At 73.6% G+C, this 14911-nt stretch carries 12 protein-coding genes; 11 read left to right on the top strand and 1 reads right to left on the bottom strand.

The genetic code is table 11. The annotated features are described in order from the left end of the window. Nucleotides 1-3: 3 nt before the first annotated feature. From ACLQ26_RS17720 to ACLQ26_RS17680, 9 genes are all read left to right on the top strand, one after another. Entirely contained in the window at nt 4-1434 is a 1431-nt protein-coding gene (locus tag ACLQ26_RS17720) for an aldehyde dehydrogenase family protein (RefSeq protein WP_425745438.1), read from the top strand. Continuing rightward, on the top strand, nt 1427-2251 hold the full coding sequence (locus ACLQ26_RS17715) for an aldehyde dehydrogenase family protein (protein WP_425745437.1): 825 nt from the start codon (nt 1427-1429) through the stop codon (nt 2249-2251). Before ACLQ26_RS17720 ends, ACLQ26_RS17715 begins: the two co-directional genes overlap by 8 nt. A gap of 438 nt (nt 2252-2689) precedes the next feature. After that, entirely contained in the window at nt 2690-3154 is a 465-nt protein-coding gene (locus ACLQ26_RS17710; protein WP_363678371.1) for a BlaI/MecI/CopY family transcriptional regulator, read from the top strand. Nucleotides 3155-3164: 10 nt separating this feature from the next. Next, nucleotides 3165-4070 carry a M56 family metallopeptidase gene (locus ACLQ26_RS17705; RefSeq protein WP_425745436.1) on the top strand — a complete coding sequence of 302 codons (906 nt, stop codon included), beginning with the start codon at nt 3165-3167 and terminating at the stop codon, nt 4068-4070. Between the two features lie 304 nt (nt 4071-4374). Next, a complete protein-coding gene (locus tag ACLQ26_RS17700; protein WP_425745435.1) occupies nt 4375-5622 on the top strand; it encodes a cytochrome ubiquinol oxidase subunit I in 1248 nt (415 codons plus the stop codon). 20 nt (nt 5623-5642) lie between these two features. Then, entirely contained in the window at nt 5643-6650 is a 1008-nt protein-coding gene (locus tag ACLQ26_RS17695) for a cytochrome d ubiquinol oxidase subunit II (RefSeq protein ID WP_425745434.1), read from the top strand. Further along, nucleotides 6647-8323, top strand: a complete 1677-nt coding sequence (cydD, locus tag ACLQ26_RS17690) for a thiol reductant ABC exporter subunit CydD (protein WP_425745433.1) — start codon at nt 6647-6649, stop codon at nt 8321-8323. The genes ACLQ26_RS17695 and cydD overlap by 4 nt, the downstream gene beginning before the upstream one ends. Next, a complete protein-coding gene (cydC, locus tag ACLQ26_RS17685) occupies nt 8320-10110 on the top strand; it encodes a thiol reductant ABC exporter subunit CydC (protein WP_425745432.1) in 1791 nt (596 codons plus the stop codon). Before cydD ends, cydC begins: the two co-directional genes overlap by 4 nt. A 68-nt stretch (nt 10111-10178) precedes the next feature. Beyond that, nucleotides 10179-10853 carry a permease prefix domain 1-containing protein gene (locus ACLQ26_RS17680; RefSeq protein ID WP_425745431.1) on the top strand — a complete coding sequence of 225 codons (675 nt, stop codon included), beginning with the start codon at nt 10179-10181 and terminating at the stop codon, nt 10851-10853. A gap of 28 nt (nt 10854-10881) precedes the next feature. Here ACLQ26_RS17680 and ACLQ26_RS17675 read toward each other — a convergent pair whose 3' ends face one another. Continuing rightward, nucleotides 10882-11223 carry a PadR family transcriptional regulator gene (locus ACLQ26_RS17675; protein ID WP_363678359.1) on the bottom strand — a complete coding sequence of 114 codons (342 nt, stop codon included), beginning with the start codon at nt 11221-11223 and terminating at the stop codon, nt 10882-10884. A gap of 160 nt (nt 11224-11383) precedes the next feature. Between ACLQ26_RS17675 and ACLQ26_RS17670 the strand changes: the two genes are divergently transcribed. Continuing rightward, nucleotides 11384-12349, top strand: coding sequence for a DNA primase (locus ACLQ26_RS17670; protein WP_425745430.1), 966 nt, complete (start codon nt 11384-11386; stop codon nt 12347-12349). A gap of 39 nt (nt 12350-12388) precedes the next feature. Continuing rightward, complete coding sequence (locus ACLQ26_RS17665; protein ID WP_425745508.1) at nt 12389-14824, top strand: transposase; 2436 nt, start codon at nt 12389-12391, stop codon at nt 14822-14824. Nucleotides 14825-14911: the final 87 nt, after the last annotated feature.

Raw genomic sequence — 14911 nt, 5'->3', positions numbered from 1 at the left:
CCGATGTTCGAATACGCCCCCGCCCCCGAGTCCCGCTCGGTGGTGGAAATCAAAAACGCCTCTGGGTTGTATATCGGTGGGGAGTTCGTCGACCCTGCCGACGGCGGCAGCTTCAAGTCGATCAACCCCGCCTCCGAGGAGGTGCTCGCCGAGATCGCCGAGGCCGGCGCCCAGGACGTGGAGCGTGCGGTCCGCGCCGCCCGGAAGGCGTACGACAAGGTCTGGGGTCCCATGCCGGGCCGCGACCGGGCGAAGTACCTGTACCGCATCGCGCGGCTCATCCAGGAACGCTCCCGCGAGCTGGCCGTCCTGGAGTCGCTTGACAACGGCAAGCCGATCCGCGAGTCCCGCGACGTCGACCTGCCGCTTGTCGCCGCGCACTTCTTCTACTACGCGGGCTGGGCCGACAAGCTGGGCCATGCCGGCTTCGGCCCGAACCCGCAGCCGATCGGCGTCGCCGCGCAGGTCATCCCGTGGAACTTCCCGCTGCTCATGCTGGCGTGGAAGATCGCCCCGGCGCTGGCGGCGGGCAACACGGTGGTGCTCAAGCCCGCCGAGACCACCCCGCTTACCGCGCTGCTGTTCGCCGAGATCTGCCAGCAGGCCGACCTGCCGGCAGGTGTGGTCAACATCGTCACCGGCGCCGGCGACACCGGCCGCACGCTTGTCGAACACCCCGGCGTGGACAAGGTCGCCTTCACCGGCTCCACCGAGGTCGGCCGGGCCATCGCCCGGTCGATCGCCGGCACCCGCAAGAAGCTGACCCTTGAGCTGGGCGGCAAGGCCGCCAACATCGTCTTCGACGACGCGCCCATCGACCAGGCCGTCGAGGGCATCGTCAACGGCATCTTCTTCAACCAGGGGCACGTCTGCTGCGCCGGCTCCCGTCTCCTGGTCCAGGAGAACGTGGCCGACCGGGTGTTGGAGTCGCTGAAGCGGCGGATGGCCCAACTCCGGGTCGGCGACCCACTGGACAAGAACACCGACGTCGGCGCGATCAACTCCGCCGCCCAGTTGGAGCGGATCCGCGAGCTGTCCGACGCCGGCTCCGCCGAGGGCGCCGAGCGCTGGTCGCCGCCGTGTGAGCTGCCCGACCGTGGCTTCTGGTTCGCGCCCACCATCTTCACCGGGGTCACCCAGGCCCACCGCATCGCCCGCGAGGAGATCTTCGGCCCCGTGCTGTCGGTGCTCACCTTCCGCACACCGGCCGAGGCCGTCGAGAAGGCCAACAACACGCCGTACGGGCTGTCCGCCGGCATCTGGACCGACAAGGGCTCGCGCATTCTGTGGATGGCCGACCGGCTGCGCGCCGGCGTCGTCTGGGCCAACACGTTCAACAAGTTCGACCCCACCTCGCCGTTCGGCGGCTACAAGGAGTCGGGCTACGGTCGCGAGGGCGGCCGGCACGGGCTGGAGGGGTACCTCAATGTCTGAGCGGGTCGCCGTACGCAAGACGTACAAGCTCTTCATCGGCGGGAAGTTCCCGCGCAGCGAGTCGGGACGGTCGTATCTCGTGCAGTCCTCGAATGTGTCACTGGCCTCCCGCAAGGACGCCCGGGACGCGGTGGTAGCCGCCCGCGCCGCCGTCAAGGGTTGGGCCGGCGCGACCGCGTACAACAGGGGTCAGATCCTCTACCGGGCCGCCGAGATGCTGGAGGGCCGCCGCGAGCAGTTCGTCGCCCTGGGCATCCCCGGCGACGAGGTGGACGCCGCAGTGGACCGCTGGGTCTGGTATGCCGGCTGGGCCGACAAGCTGGCCCAGGTGTACGGCGGCGCCAACCCGGTCGCCGGCCCGTACTTCAACATCTCGGCGCCCGAGCCCACGGGTGTGGTCGCCGTGGTCGCCCCGGAACGTCCGGCGCTGCTCGGCCTGGTCAGCGTGATCGCCCCGGCGATCGTCACCGGCAACACGGTGGTCGTGGCGGCCTCGCCGTCGGAGCCGCTGGCGGCGGTGACGCTTGCCGAGGTGCTGGCCACCTCCGACCTGCCCGGCGGGGTGGTGAACATCCTCACCGGCGCGATCACCGAGACCGCGCCGGCGCTGGCGGCGCACATGGACGTCAACGCGATCGACCTGACCGGCGTGACCGACGCCTCGCTCGCCACCGAGCTGGAGGTCAGGGCCGCGGAGAACCTCAAGCGGGTGCTCCGACCGGCCCCGGCCGACCACGACTGGACCGTCGACCCTGGCGTGGCTCGGATGACCACGCTGCTCGAGACGAAGACGGTGTGGCACCCCAAGGGGGTGTGAGTCTGGTCCCGGCCTTGGGTTTCCGGGGGAGGTTTTCCGGGGGGAGCCCGCCCACTCCGGGCGGTCAGGCTTGATCCCTGCGTGGGCGGGCTCCCCCCGGAAAACCTGACGTGGGCCGGGTTCGTCGGGTGGTCGGCTTGGGGGTTCTGCCTCGGGTTGGGTTGCCGGTCAGCGGCGTGCGGCCGGGTGGGGCGGTCACGATCTGCGTAACTTCAGGGATGTTGCTGCCTCCGAGGCGTTGGAGGCAGCAACATCCCTGTTCTTGTGTGGATCTTGCGCCGGTCCGCCGACCCCTGGTTGGTGATCATGGGGTTGGCGGGGTGTTTGATCTCGCTCCGCCCGGTCAACCTCATGATCACCGCCAGGCAAGGGGTGGGGTGGGTGGGCGTGGGTGGGCGTGGGGAGTGGGGGGACTACTACCGGGGGTAGGATTGGGTTGTGACTCGGTTGGGCGATCTTGAGCGTGCGGTGATGGACGTGCTGTGGGACGTGGTCCCGGGTACGTCCGACGGTGTGACCGTGCGCGAGGTGGCCGACGCGCTCGACGGCCGCGAGCTTGCGTACACGACTGTGATGACAGTTCTCGACCGCCTCGCCGGCAAGGGGATGGTGCAGCGGGAGCGGGAGGGCCGCGCCTGGCGGTACCGGCCGGCGGCCAGCCGCGAGGCGCACATCGCACAGCTCATGCTCGACGCCCTCGACCTGGGCGGCAGCCGCGACGCCGCGCTGGTGCGCTTCGCCCGCTCGGTGACCGGCACCGAGGCCGAGGTGCTGCGGGCGGCCCTGGGCAGCGAGGCCGGGCTGAGTTCCGGCGACACCGCCACGGGCGGGGCCGACGCCCTGACCGACCGGGTGGATCGGCCGGTGGGCCGGCGGCCGGCCGGCGAGGCAGCGGAACGGTAGGGCGCGCGCCATGGCCTACGCCGTGCACTTCGCCGCCACCATGCTGGCCTGCTATCTGACCGCGCAGGTGCTGGCCCGCTCGACCTGGACGTGGCGCAGTCCGCGGGTGGCGATCGTCTGCTGGCAGGCCGTCGGGTTGGCGTTGGGCCTCTCCGCGATGGGCCTGCCGATGGCCCTCGGGCTGAGCACGTACGACCTGCCGACCGGCAGCGCACTGCTCGCGCTGACCACCGACCTCTTCCACGGCACCCTGCCGATCGGGGTGACCGCCCTCCACCTCGCCGGCGTCGGGGTGGGCTTCGGCATCGGAGCGGTGCTCGTCACCACGACCATCCGCAGCATCCACGGCACCATCCGCGCCCAGCGCCGGCACCGGGACCTGCTGACCCTGGTGGCCCGGGACGATCCGGCCGCGCCGGGGGCGCTCGTCCTGGACCATCCGAGCGCCGCCGCGTACTGCCTGCCGGGGGTGAAGCCACAGGTGGTGGTGAGCGCCGGCACCCTGAGTCTGCTGGACCGCGCCGAACTGGCCGCCGTGCTCTCCCACGAGCGCGCGCACGCCCACGAACGACACGATCTGGTGCTGCTGCCGTTCACCGCGCTCTGCCGGGCGCTGCCGTGGTTCGGCTGGGTCCGTGACGCGCACGAGCGAGTGGCCCTGCTGGTCGAGATGCGCGCCGACGACAAGGCACGCGAGCTGCACGCCGAGGCCCCGCTGGCGGGCGCGCTACGCCGCTTCGCCGCCGCCGGACACCGGGTCACTCCGGCCGGTGCGCTGGGCCTGGGCGACCGCGACCTGGACGTACGCGTCCAGCGCCTGCTCGTGGCCGACCGGCCGCCCCGGGCCCTCGGCGCGACGGCCCTCGCGGTCGCCGCCATGCTGGTCGCCCTTCCGGTCACGCTCTTCCTGAGCTGACCCGCGGCCCCCTCGCGGCCGCGCAGTCCTCGCGGCCAGGCAGTCGTCGCGGCCGCGCAGCCCTCGCGTCACACGCCGCGCACCTCGCGCACCCGCGCGAGATCGCGCTCGAACCAGCATGCAGGGGCATCCCCGCGCCGCGACACCACCACATCCAGGACCGAGCGCGGTCGTGCCCGCCACCCTCTTACTACTACGGCCCGTCGTAGAATCTATTACGACGGGCCGTAGTAGGAGTTACATGTAGGCAAGCTACGTGTAGGGTTGCTACGACAAGGGAGACAACATCTAGGGAGAGCCGGCCATGGACACGCTGCTCCTCGCCCGCCTGCAGTTCGCCACCACCACGTCGATCCACTTCCTGTTCGTGGTCGTCACGCTCGGACTGGTCACCCTGCTGGTCGGGATGCAGACGGCCTGGGTGCTCACCGGCAACCAGAAGTGGGAGCGGCTGACCCGGTTCTGGGGCCAGCTCTACGTGATCAACTACGTGCTCGGCATCGCCACGGGCATCGTGATGGAGTTCCAGTTCGGGCTGAACTGGAGCGGCCTGTCGCGCTACGTCGGCAACGTCTTCGGCGCGCCGCTGGCGATCGAGACGCTCGTGGCGTTCTTCCTGGAGTCCACGTTCCTCGGAATGTGGATCTTCGGTTGGCACCGGCTCCGCAAGGGCGTGCACCTCGCGCTGCTGTGGGGCGTGGCGCTCACCGCGTACGCCTCGGCCTTCTGGATCATGGTGGCCAACTCCTGGCTGCAACACCCGGTCGGGTACGAGGTCCGCGACGGGATCGCCCACCTCACCGACTTCGGCGCGCTGCTCACCAATCCCAGCCTCGGCATGGCGTTCGGGCACGTGGTCTCCGCCGGGCTGCTGGTCGGCGGGATGCTGATGGCTGCCGTCAGCGCCTGGCACCTGATCCGGCGTACGCCCGACTTCGCGCTCTTCCGCACCTCCCTGCGGATCGGCCTGGTCACTGCGGCGTTGGCGATCACGATGGTGCAGGGTTTCGGCTTCGCCCAGTTCGGCCCGGTCGGCTCGGTACAGCCGACCAAGTTCGGCGGGGACAGCCCGGAGGCGCAGGCGCTGATCGCCCAGTGGACCACCCGGTTCGGCCCCGGCGACTACACCCCGCCGGTCCTGTCCAGCGTCGGGCTGGGCTTCATGATCCTGATCGGCTTCACCCTCGGCTGCGTCTGGCTGCTGCTGCCGCTGCTCTTCCGGGACTGGATCATCCGGCTGCGCTTCCCACTCTGGCTCGTCCTGCTCGCCGTTCCTTTGCCGTTCGTCGCGGTGATCCTCGGCTGGATCGCCCGGGAGGTGGGCCGCCAACCCTGGGTGGCGTACGGGCTGCTCCCCACCGACCAGGCGGTCTCCCCCGTCGGCGCGCCGGTGATGCTCGCCTCGCTGATCGGCTTCAGCCTGCTGCTGGGCACCCTCGCCGTCACCAACTGGGTGCTGCTCGCCCGGCACGCGGGACGCGGCGCGGCCGACCCGGCTCTCGGCCGCCCACCTGCCGACGAACCGGCCCACCCCGAACCCGTCCTCGCCTGAGCGACTGAAGGAGACTCACCGTGGACCTCGCCTGGTACGCCCTGCTCGGTCTCTTCTTCGCGAGCTACCTCGTGCTCGCCGGGTACGACTACGGCGTCGGGTTGCTGCTCGCCCGGGGCGACTCTCCGGCCGGGCGACGGGCCGCGCTCACAGCTCTCGGCCCGTTCTTCCTCGGCAACGAGGTCTGGCTTGTCGCCGCCGTGGGCATCCTGTTCGGCGCCTTCCCGGTGCTGGAGGGCGAACTGCTCGCCGGCTGCTACCCGGCGGTCGCCGGCGCGCTGGTCGGCGTCATCCTGGTCACCGCCGGGGTGCAACTGCGCAGCCGGCCGAGCGAAGAGCGGGTCCGCGCCCGTTGGGACCGGGTCATCGTGGTCGGCAGCGCGCTCGCCGCGCTCGGCTGGGGCGCGGTGCTGGCCGCGCTGTTGCAGGGCGTCCCCCGTCAGGCCGACGGGCACGTCGCCGGGGTGTCCCACCTGGCCACCCCGTTCGCGGCGATCGTCGGGCTGACCATGGTCGCCCTGGTCGCGGTGCACGGTGCGACCTTCCTCACGCTGCGACTGCCGGCCGACGCCGCCGCCGTGGCCGGCCGCACGGCCCGCCGGCTGGTGCCGGTGGCGCTCTGCGCGGTCGCCGTGGCCACCGTCGTGGGCCTGCTCTCCTCCCGGGTACGCGACGCCGTGCAGCGACCGGCTCTGGGCGTACTCCTGCCGGTGTTGCTGGTCGTGGCGCTGCTGGCGGCCCGCGCGGCGCTGGCGCGGCGACGGCCGGGGTGGGCCCTGATCGCCACCGGCGCGGCCCTGGCGCTGCCGGTGGCGCTTGTCGGCGCGGCCCTCTGGCCCTACGTGCTGGTGTCCACGACCGACCCGGGCGCCTCGCTGACGGTGGCCGACGCCGCCGCCAGCGCGCCGACGCTACGGCTGCTTAGCTGGGTGACGCTGCCGCTGCTGCCGGCCCTACTAGGCTTCCAGGCGATGTGCTGGTGGGTTTTCCGGGGACGGACCGACGGCAGGGCACCGGTGTACTGGTGAACCGCCGTCCCTTCGACCCGCGTCTGCTGCGTCGGGTCCCCGCGGCCCGGCGCGATCTTGCCGTGCTCGCGCTCCTTGGCGTGCTCGCCGCCGCGTTGATCGTCGCGCAGGCCACCGCGCTGGCGGCGGTCCTCGCCACCGCCTTCGACGGGCGCCTGAACCAGGCGGCGCTTGCGGGTTTCGTGGTCGCGGTCGCCGCCCGGTCGGCGCTGGTCTGGGCACAGGGCACGGTCTCGGCGCGGGTCGCCGCCACGGTCAAGGCCACGCTGCGGGCCGACCTGCTCGGCGCCGTGGGACGGCACGGGCCGGGCTGGGTGGCAGGGCAGCGGGCCGGCGAGCTGGCCACCCTGGTCGGGCGCGGGCTCGACGCGCTGGACGCCTACTTCACCGGGTACCTGCCGCAGCTGGTGCTCAGCGTGACGGTGCCGGTGGCCGTGCTGGCCCGCATCGTCGTCGCCGACTGGAGCTCCGCGCTGATCATCGCGTTGACGCTGCCGCTGATCCCGGTCTTCGGCGCGCTGCTCGGCTGGCAGGCACAGGCTGCCACCGAGCGGCAGTGGCGTCGACTCTCCCTGCTGGGCGGGCACTTCCTGGACATGGTCGCCGGGCTGCCCACCCTGCGGGCGTTCGGCCGGGCGCGGGCGCAGACCGAGGTGGTCCGCCGGATGGCCGACGGGCATCGGGTCGCCACGATGAAGACGCTGCGGATCGCGTTCCTCTCCGCGCTGGTGCTGGAGCTGGTCGCCACCCTCTCGGTGGCCCTGGTCGCGGTGCCGGTCGGTATCCGGCTGCTCGGCGGCGGGCTGGCGCTGCACACCGCGCTGCTGGTGCTGCTACTCACCCCCGAGGCGTACCTGCCGCTGCGGGCCGCGGGCAGCCGCTTCCACGCCAGCATGGAGGGGCTCACCGCGCTCGACGAGGCGCTCACCGTCTCGGCCGCGCCCACCACCCCACGCGCCGCCGAGGGCGCGGCCATCCCGGACGGTCGCGGTGAGATCCGGTTCGAGGCCGTGACAGTGGCGTACGAGCGGACCACCGCGCTGCGCGACGTGACACTTACCGTCCGACCCGGCGAACGGATCGCGATCATCGGGCCCAGCGGCGCCGGCAAGAGCACCCTGCTCGGTCTGCTGCTCGGCTTCGTGGCCCCGACCAGCGGCCGGATCACCGTCGGCGGCGTCGACCTCGCCACCGCCGACCAGGACGCCTGGCGTCGGCAGCTCGCCTGGGTGCCGCAGCGCGCTCACCTCTTCGCCGCCTCGCTCGCCGACAACATCCGGCTCGGCGCAGCGGACACGTCGCCCGAGGCGCTCGCCGCTGCGGTCCACGACGCGGCCCTCGACGACGTGGTGGCCGGCCTGCCCGACGGGCTGACCACGCTGCTCGGGGAGCGTGGGCACGGCCTGTCCAGCGGCCAGCGGCAGCGCGTCGCGCTGGCCCGGGCGTTCCTGCGCGACGCCCCGGTGGTGCTGCTCGACGAGCCCACGGCACGGCTGGACACGGCCGCCGAGGCGGTGGTGCTCGACGCCACCCGCCGGCTGGTCGCCGGGCGAACGGCGCTGCTGGTGGCGCACCGGCCGGCGCTGCTGGCCGACGCCGACCGGGTCCTGCGTGTCGAGGACGGCCGGGTCACCGAGCTGACGCCCGAACCGACCGGAAAGGCGGCTCGATGAGCGCGGACCACGGGCCGGAGGCGGTGGCCCGCGTGACAGCGGCCGGGAAGGCCACCGCCGAGCGCGCGGTCCTGCGGCTGGCCCGCCCGTACCTGGGTCGGCTCGTCGGCGCCGGGCTGCTCGCCGCCGCCACCGAGTTCGCCGGGCTCGCCCTGATGGCCACCGCGACGTGGCTGCTGATGAGCGCCGCCGGGCAGCCTCCGCTGGACCGGCTCACCGTGGCGATCGTCGCGGTCCGGGCGCTGGCGATCAGCCGGGGCGTGTTCCGCTACACCGAACGGCTCGCCGGGCACGACGCGGTCCTCCGCATGATCACCGACGTGCGGGCCCGGGTCTTCGCCACCCTCACGGCCCGCCGCGACGCACAACACCGCTCGGGGGACGTCCTGAGCCGGCTGGTCTCCGACGTCGAGGCGGTCCAGGATCTGCTGCTGCGGGTGCTGGTGCCCGCCTCGGCGGCGGCAGTGGTCGGGGTGCTCGCGGTGGCCGGGGCGGCGTTGATCTCGCCACCAGCGGCCGGTGTGCTCGCGCTCGGGCTGGTGGTCGCCGGTGTGGCACTGCCCGCGCTGGCCACCGCTGTCACCCGGCGCAGCGCGGCCGAGGTGGCCCCACTGCGCGGCGCGCTGGCCACCGACGCCGTCGACCTCACCCACGGCGCCGCCGACCTCGCCGCGTTCGGGGCGACAGACGCCGCGCTGCGCGCCGCCGAGCAGCGGGCCGCCCGACTGGCCCGGCTGGAACGCCGGCTGGCGGCAACCGGCTTCGCGGTGGACGCGGCCGGCGTGTTGGTCGCCGGGCTGACCGCCGCCGCGGTGGTGCTCGTCGCGCTGGCCTCCGACGTGCCGGGCGTCCTGGTCGGCGTGCTGGCCGTCGGCACCCTGGCCGCCGTGGAGGTGGCGCTGGCAGTGGTCTCGGCCGCCCGGCAGTGGACCCAGCTGCGGCCCGGCCTGGCCCGGGTGGCAGCCCTCCTCGCCGCCGACACGCCCGCTCCCACGCCCACTTCCCCGGTGACCGACCGGGCCGACCCGCACGACCTGCGCTTCGTCGAGGTGAGCGTGCGCTACCGGGCCGGCGCGGCACCCGCGTTGGACCGGGTGAGCCTGGACCTGCCCGCCGGCCGGCGCATCGCCGTCGTCGGCCCGAGCGGCGCCGGCAAGAGCACCCTGGCGGCCGTACTGACCGGGGCGGTCCGACCCAGCACCGGCCACGTCACGCTTGCCGACCGCGACCTGTCCTCGTACGCGGAGGAGGAGCTGCCCCACAGCGTGGGTGGGCTGCTCGCCGAGGCGTACGTCTTCCATGCCACCGTCCGGGAGAACCTGCTGCTCGGGCGGGCCGGGGCGGGCGACGACGAGTTGACCGGGGCGATGACGGCCGCCGGCCTGCTGGACTGGGTACGCGCCCAGCCGGCCGGCTGGGACACAGTGGTCGGCGAGGAGGGCGGCCAGCTCTCCGGCGGCCAGCGGCAACGACTCGCGCTCGCCCGGGCCCTGCTCGCCGCGCCGCCGGTGCTGGTGCTCGACGAGCCCACCGAGGGGCTGGACCCGGCCGCCGCCGATGCGGTGCTCGCCTCCGCCCTCGCGGCCACCCCCGCCGGGCACTCGGTCCTGCTGATCAGTCACCGGCTCAGCGGGCTGGCCGACCTGGACGAGATCGTCGTCCTCGACGGCGGCCGGGTGATCCAGCGCGGCCGGCACGCCGAGCTGGTCGCCACCCCCGGCTGGTACCGGGACCAGTGGTCTCTGCAGGTGGCGGCCGAGCGCGGGTACCTGGCGCTGGCTCCCTGACCCGCTTCGGGGACGGACCAGGGTTCTCCCCGACGTGGGTGCCCTCGCATCCGTGGCAGTCTGGTGTCATGCGGCATGCTGAGGGCTTCCTGGTCGAGGAGCACCTGCGCGAGCTGGAGTCCCGGTTGCAGGGGCCGGCGCGAATGAAGTCCGACCTGCTCACCGAGGCGCGGCACGATCTGCTGGACGCCGTCGACGCGTACCGCGAGAGTGGTGTGCCACCCACGGAGGCGCAGCGCCGGGCGGTGGCCGAGTTCGGCTCACCGGCGCAGTTGCTGCCCTCCTGGCAGGCGGAGCTGGCGGTGGCCGCCCTGCGCGGCCTGTCCCTGCGGATGCTGGCCGTGGCCGGGGTCCTGGTGGCGGCCGGCGACCTGACCTGGCGCGGGGCGAGCTGGACCGCCGGTCCGCAGCCGCCGGCGCTCTACCGGCTGCTGTCCGCCTCGGTCGACTGGATCTGGTTCGGCGAGCTGCTGCTGGCCGTGACCGGCCTGCTGGTGGTCTGGGCGAGCGCTCGATCATCGCGACCGGGCCTGGCGGCGGCGCAGCGTGCGGTGGGCACCGCCCTGACCGGCACACTGGCCCTCGGCATCGTGGCCGGCGGGGCTCTCTTCACCTGGTCGGTCGACATGTGGGACGCGGCGCTGACCTGGCCGCCGATGATCATAGGGATGGTGGTGGCCGGTGGGGCGTACTTCTCCCTGACCCGCGCCGCGCGGGTCTGGGTGCGAGCCACCGCCCGCTGACCGGCCCCTGAGGTGAGCCGCTGACGGCTCAGGCGGGGGTGACAGGTGGGCTGCCGGGGTCGAGGAACCGGCCGACAGTCACACGGAACTCCTGCCATCCGGCGCGCTCGCCGGCCAGCGCGCGCCGGCCGGAGTCGGTGAGCTGGTACGTCCGCCGCTCCCGACCGTTCACAGTGCTCCAGGTGCTCGCCACGTGACCGGCGCGCTCCAGCCTGCGCAGCGCCGGATAGATCGTGCCGGTGGGCAGGTCGAGACCGCCGTCACTGCGCTCCCGCAGGGACTCGATGATGGCGTAGCCGTGCTGGGCGCCCTGTTCGAGAACGGCGAGCAGAAGGGCGTCGAGGTGGCCGTGCAGCGCCTGGGCCTTCATGTGTAGCTACGCTACTTGTCAAACGCCCGGTTCGCCACCGTCACCCACCCGCAGGCCCGACACGTTGCCCGGCCGGTCACCGGGGTGCGGGCTCCGGGCTTCCCGAACCGCCGACTAGGGTATGTGCCCAGAGTCACTCGCCGGCCGGAGACGCCGGCGGGTGGGCAACCCGAAGCACACGGAGGTCAGCGTGGCCCGCCAGTCGCCCCAACGGCCCGACGCCGACGAGCCCGAGCTCGACGACACCACAGGTTCGGCCGAGCCAGACGAGGCCGACGAGGCCCCCCGCGCGTCGGCCGACCGGTCGCTCTGGGACGAGCTGCGGATCGACCCGGTGGAGATCGCCCTCCCCGCCGGCACCGGTTTCACCCTGCGGGCGTACCGGCCGGCCGGGTCGCTGACCCCTACCGACGTGACCGAGCGCGACCAGGACGACCCGTTCCTCGCCCGCCGGCAGGTGATCGAGGAGGAGGACGACGAGACGGTCGTCATCCTCGACGAGGAGCTGGCCGAGGAGTTCGCCGACAGCGACGAGGACGAGTCGTCGCGCCGTCGCCGCGACAGCGCCACGGACGCCGACGCGACCGCCGATGATGACGACGAGGCCGAGGCCGAGGACGTCACCGACGAGGCGGACGACGAGGAGGTGCCGGTCTTCCTCAGCCACCGGGGCAAGCTGCTGCTGTTCAAGACCCCTGAGTCGCTTGTCAGTTTCATCCGTTCCGGCGCGCCCAACGATCTGTCCCAACTGGACAGCTGGAATGAATTGTCCGAACGGGTGGAGCCGGCCGACATCGCGCCGCTCGACGAGGACACCTACGAACTCGACCTCGTCGTGGAGAACCTGCGCGGCGGTCACGACAGCTGGGATTCGACCCTGCTGATCGAGGCCGGCGAGGCTGCCCGCGACCTGTCGTACGCGTTGCGCCTGCCTGCGGTTCTGGACATGCTCTCCGCAGGCTCCAGCCTCGACGACCTGGACGAGGCGCTGCGGGCCACCGCCAACGGTGGGATCGGCGCTTTCATGGGCCGGCGTCGGCTGAAGAAGATCGGGGCACAGACCGCGAGTTTGGGTTGGCGCACCATTGTCGGCAAGATCTCTGCGGTGGTGGACTGGCGCGACTGACCCGTACCGGGGAGCATCAGTTGCTGGCAGTAGGAAGACCTGTCCCGGGAGGAGGACGACGCCGTGGCGCTCGTGCGCGTGTACTGCGGTCTGGCCTCGGCGGATCCGGCTGACCGACCGGCCTCGGCCGGTTCGACGCTGACGTCCGCTGTGGTCGACGACGCAGGCCGTCTGCTGCATGTCTGCGAGATCGGCGACGACGCGGCTGGCTACGCCCAGCTCGTCGCGCTGCTCGTGGAACGCTCGGGCGGGCCGAGCGGTGCGGCCATCGCCGCCGACAGCGACGACCACACGGTCACCTCGCTGCTGAGCGCGGCGGGTCGGCCTCTGGCGATCGCCGACGACGACTCCGTGGACGACTTCGCCGAGCGGTTCGCCGACGACGACTCGCTGGAGGAGATGCAGTCACCCCCGGCCGAGCGCCGGGCCGTCGGTCTGGCCCGCGCGTTGCAGGCCGGTGCGCTCTCCGCCGTCACGCTGCCGGCTCCCCGGGACCTCGCCGGCTACAAGCAGGTGCTCGCCGCGCACGCCGCCCTGGCCAGCGGCCGGCACTCCGCCGCCGTGGCGCTGCGCGAGGTGCTGCGGGAGCTCTACCCGGCGGCGCTGCGCGCCTATCCGGACCCGGCGGAGCCGGTGTCGCTGGCCGTGCTGGACGCGCTGCCCGAGCCGGGCATGCTCGGCGGCACCATCGCCCGTGGTCGCGAGGTGTCCGTCGCCGCGGACGCCATCGCCGCGCATCTCGCGGCGGACGGGGTCGCCGACGCCGCAGAGATCAACGAGGCGGTCACCGCGCTGCGGGTCGCCATCTCGGAGACGCCGCGCCGCGCCGCCGTCAACCGGGCGCTCACCTCCGCCGTGGCCGAGACCGTCCGGCAGGCCGTCGCCTCCGTACGGGCCTGCGACGCCGGCTGCGAGGCCCTGGTCAGCGCGCTCAGCGCGCGGGTCAGCAACCCCGCCCCGGCTCCGGGCCGCCGGGCCGCCGCCCGTCGTGGCGAATCGGTAGGCGACCTGACCGGCCTCGCCGGCACCAGCGCCGGCCTGCGGTCGCTCCGACCGACCCCGGTCACCGCCGAGCCCACACCCGTCACCGGCCGGCGCAGCCGGCCCGAGCCGGCACCGGGCAGCGCCCCGTTGGCCTCGCCGCGCCCGCTCGGACCGCCACCGGTCGCCCCCGCTCCGGTCACCCCGCCGCCTGTCGCGCCCGCGCCGATCGCACCGGCAGCGGTCGCCGGCCCGCCGGTGTCCGCGCCGCCCGGGCGCGCCGAACCGATGCCGAGCCGGATCGACGGCCCGACCAACCGACCGGTCTCGTCGCCGCCGCCCCCGCCGCCGGGGATCACCCCCATCGCGCCGGCGCAGCGCGGCAGTGTGCCGCCGGCCGAGGCGGGCGAGCCGTTCCGGCCGACCCTGACCACCGCCGCGATCAACCACGCGCGGGCCGAACGGCAGCGTACGGTCATTCCGCCCCGCCCGAAGACCAACGGCGAGCGGCAGAGCCACGTGCAGCGGTCGGTCGAGGAGCCGCCCACCGGCGGGTTCAGCGCCACCGACCTCAGCATCCCGGTGCCCGCTCCCCGACCGGGCCAGGAGTCGGCGCCCCCGGGTTCCCGGGCGAACTGGCCCCTGGTCAACAACCCGGAGGACCCGGCCGACAGCTCGCCGAACAACCCGGTCGCCTACCCGTACGGCGGCGGTCGCGTCGACGCCCCGACCGATCCGGGCCGGGCCGACGGTCGGGTCACGCCGCCCTGGCTGGCCGACGACCTGCCTCAGGAGCCCCCCATGCTGCGGCTGGTCGAGCCGCCGCCGCTGGCGGACCGGGCACTGCGGGAAGGGCTCAACCCGCCCGCTGGCGACCCCCGCCTGGACACGCCGCCGCTACGACTCGTCGACCGCGAGCAGGCCGCCCGCAACCGTCAGGCGCCCCGCGTCGAGCGGACCGCCGAGCACCGGCCGCCTCCTCCGATGGAGCACCGGCCGCCTCCTCCGATGGAGCACCGGCCGCCGCCGATGGAGCACCGGCCGCCGCCGGTGGCCGACGAGGGCGACGGTGATCTGCTGATCTTCGCGCAGGCCAAGTCGGCGTGGTTCGTCGGGCACACCGAGGAAGAGTCCGACCTGGACTGGTCGACCACTGCCGACACCGGGTGGCAGGCCGCCGAGCAGGCAGCCCGTCCCGCGGTGGGCGCCGAGACCAACGCCGGGCTGCCGAAGCGCGTCCCCCAGGCCAACCTGGTTCCAGGCTCCCCGCTACGCGAGGAGCGCCCGTTGCGCATAGTGCGTGACGCGGCGAGCCTCGCGGAGAACACCACAGGCTACTTCCGCGGCTGGCGTCGCGGGCAGGAGATCGGCGGGTTCGCGGTGGGTGGCCGACCGGGCCGGGAGGCCGCCGGTGGCTGGGACTTCAGCCGCGACCACGGGGACCGCGACGACGACCGGGAGTACGAGTACCGCTCCGCCGGCTACCAGTCCTGAGCGTCGCTCTCGCGTACGCGTTCCTTCCGCCCTCAGCCGTACACCGGCTAGGGGCGGAAGTGCGTTCAGGAGCCAGCAGAACGGGCA

It is taken from the genome of Micromonospora sp. DT43 (assembly GCF_049841645.1).
Taxonomy (GTDB): domain Bacteria; phylum Actinomycetota; class Actinomycetes; order Mycobacteriales; family Micromonosporaceae; genus Micromonospora.
The sequence above is the reverse complement of the archived record's forward strand: the minus strand, read 5'-3'. Positions and strand labels throughout refer to the sequence as shown.

Coding starts and splice junctions, on each gene's coding strand:
- ACLQ26_RS17720 (WP_425745438.1), top strand. CDS start 4: ATGTTCGAATACGCCCCCGCCCCCGAGTCCCGCTCGGTGGTGGAAATC.
- ACLQ26_RS17715 (WP_425745437.1), top strand. CDS start 1,427: ATGTCTGAGCGGGTCGCCGTACGCAAGACGTACAAGCTCTTCATCGGC.
- ACLQ26_RS17705 (WP_425745436.1), top strand. CDS start 3,165: ATGGCCTACGCCGTGCACTTCGCCGCCACCATGCTGGCCTGCTATCTG.
- ACLQ26_RS17700 (WP_425745435.1), top strand. CDS start 4,375: ATGGACACGCTGCTCCTCGCCCGCCTGCAGTTCGCCACCACCACGTCG.
- cydC (WP_425745432.1), top strand. CDS start 8,320: ATGAGCGCGGACCACGGGCCGGAGGCGGTGGCCCGCGTGACAGCGGCC.
- ACLQ26_RS17680 (WP_425745431.1), top strand. CDS start 10,179: ATGCGGCATGCTGAGGGCTTCCTGGTCGAGGAGCACCTGCGCGAGCTG.
- ACLQ26_RS17675 (WP_363678359.1), bottom strand. CDS start 11,223: ATGAAGGCCCAGGCGCTGCACGGCCACCTCGACGCCCTTCTGCTCGCC.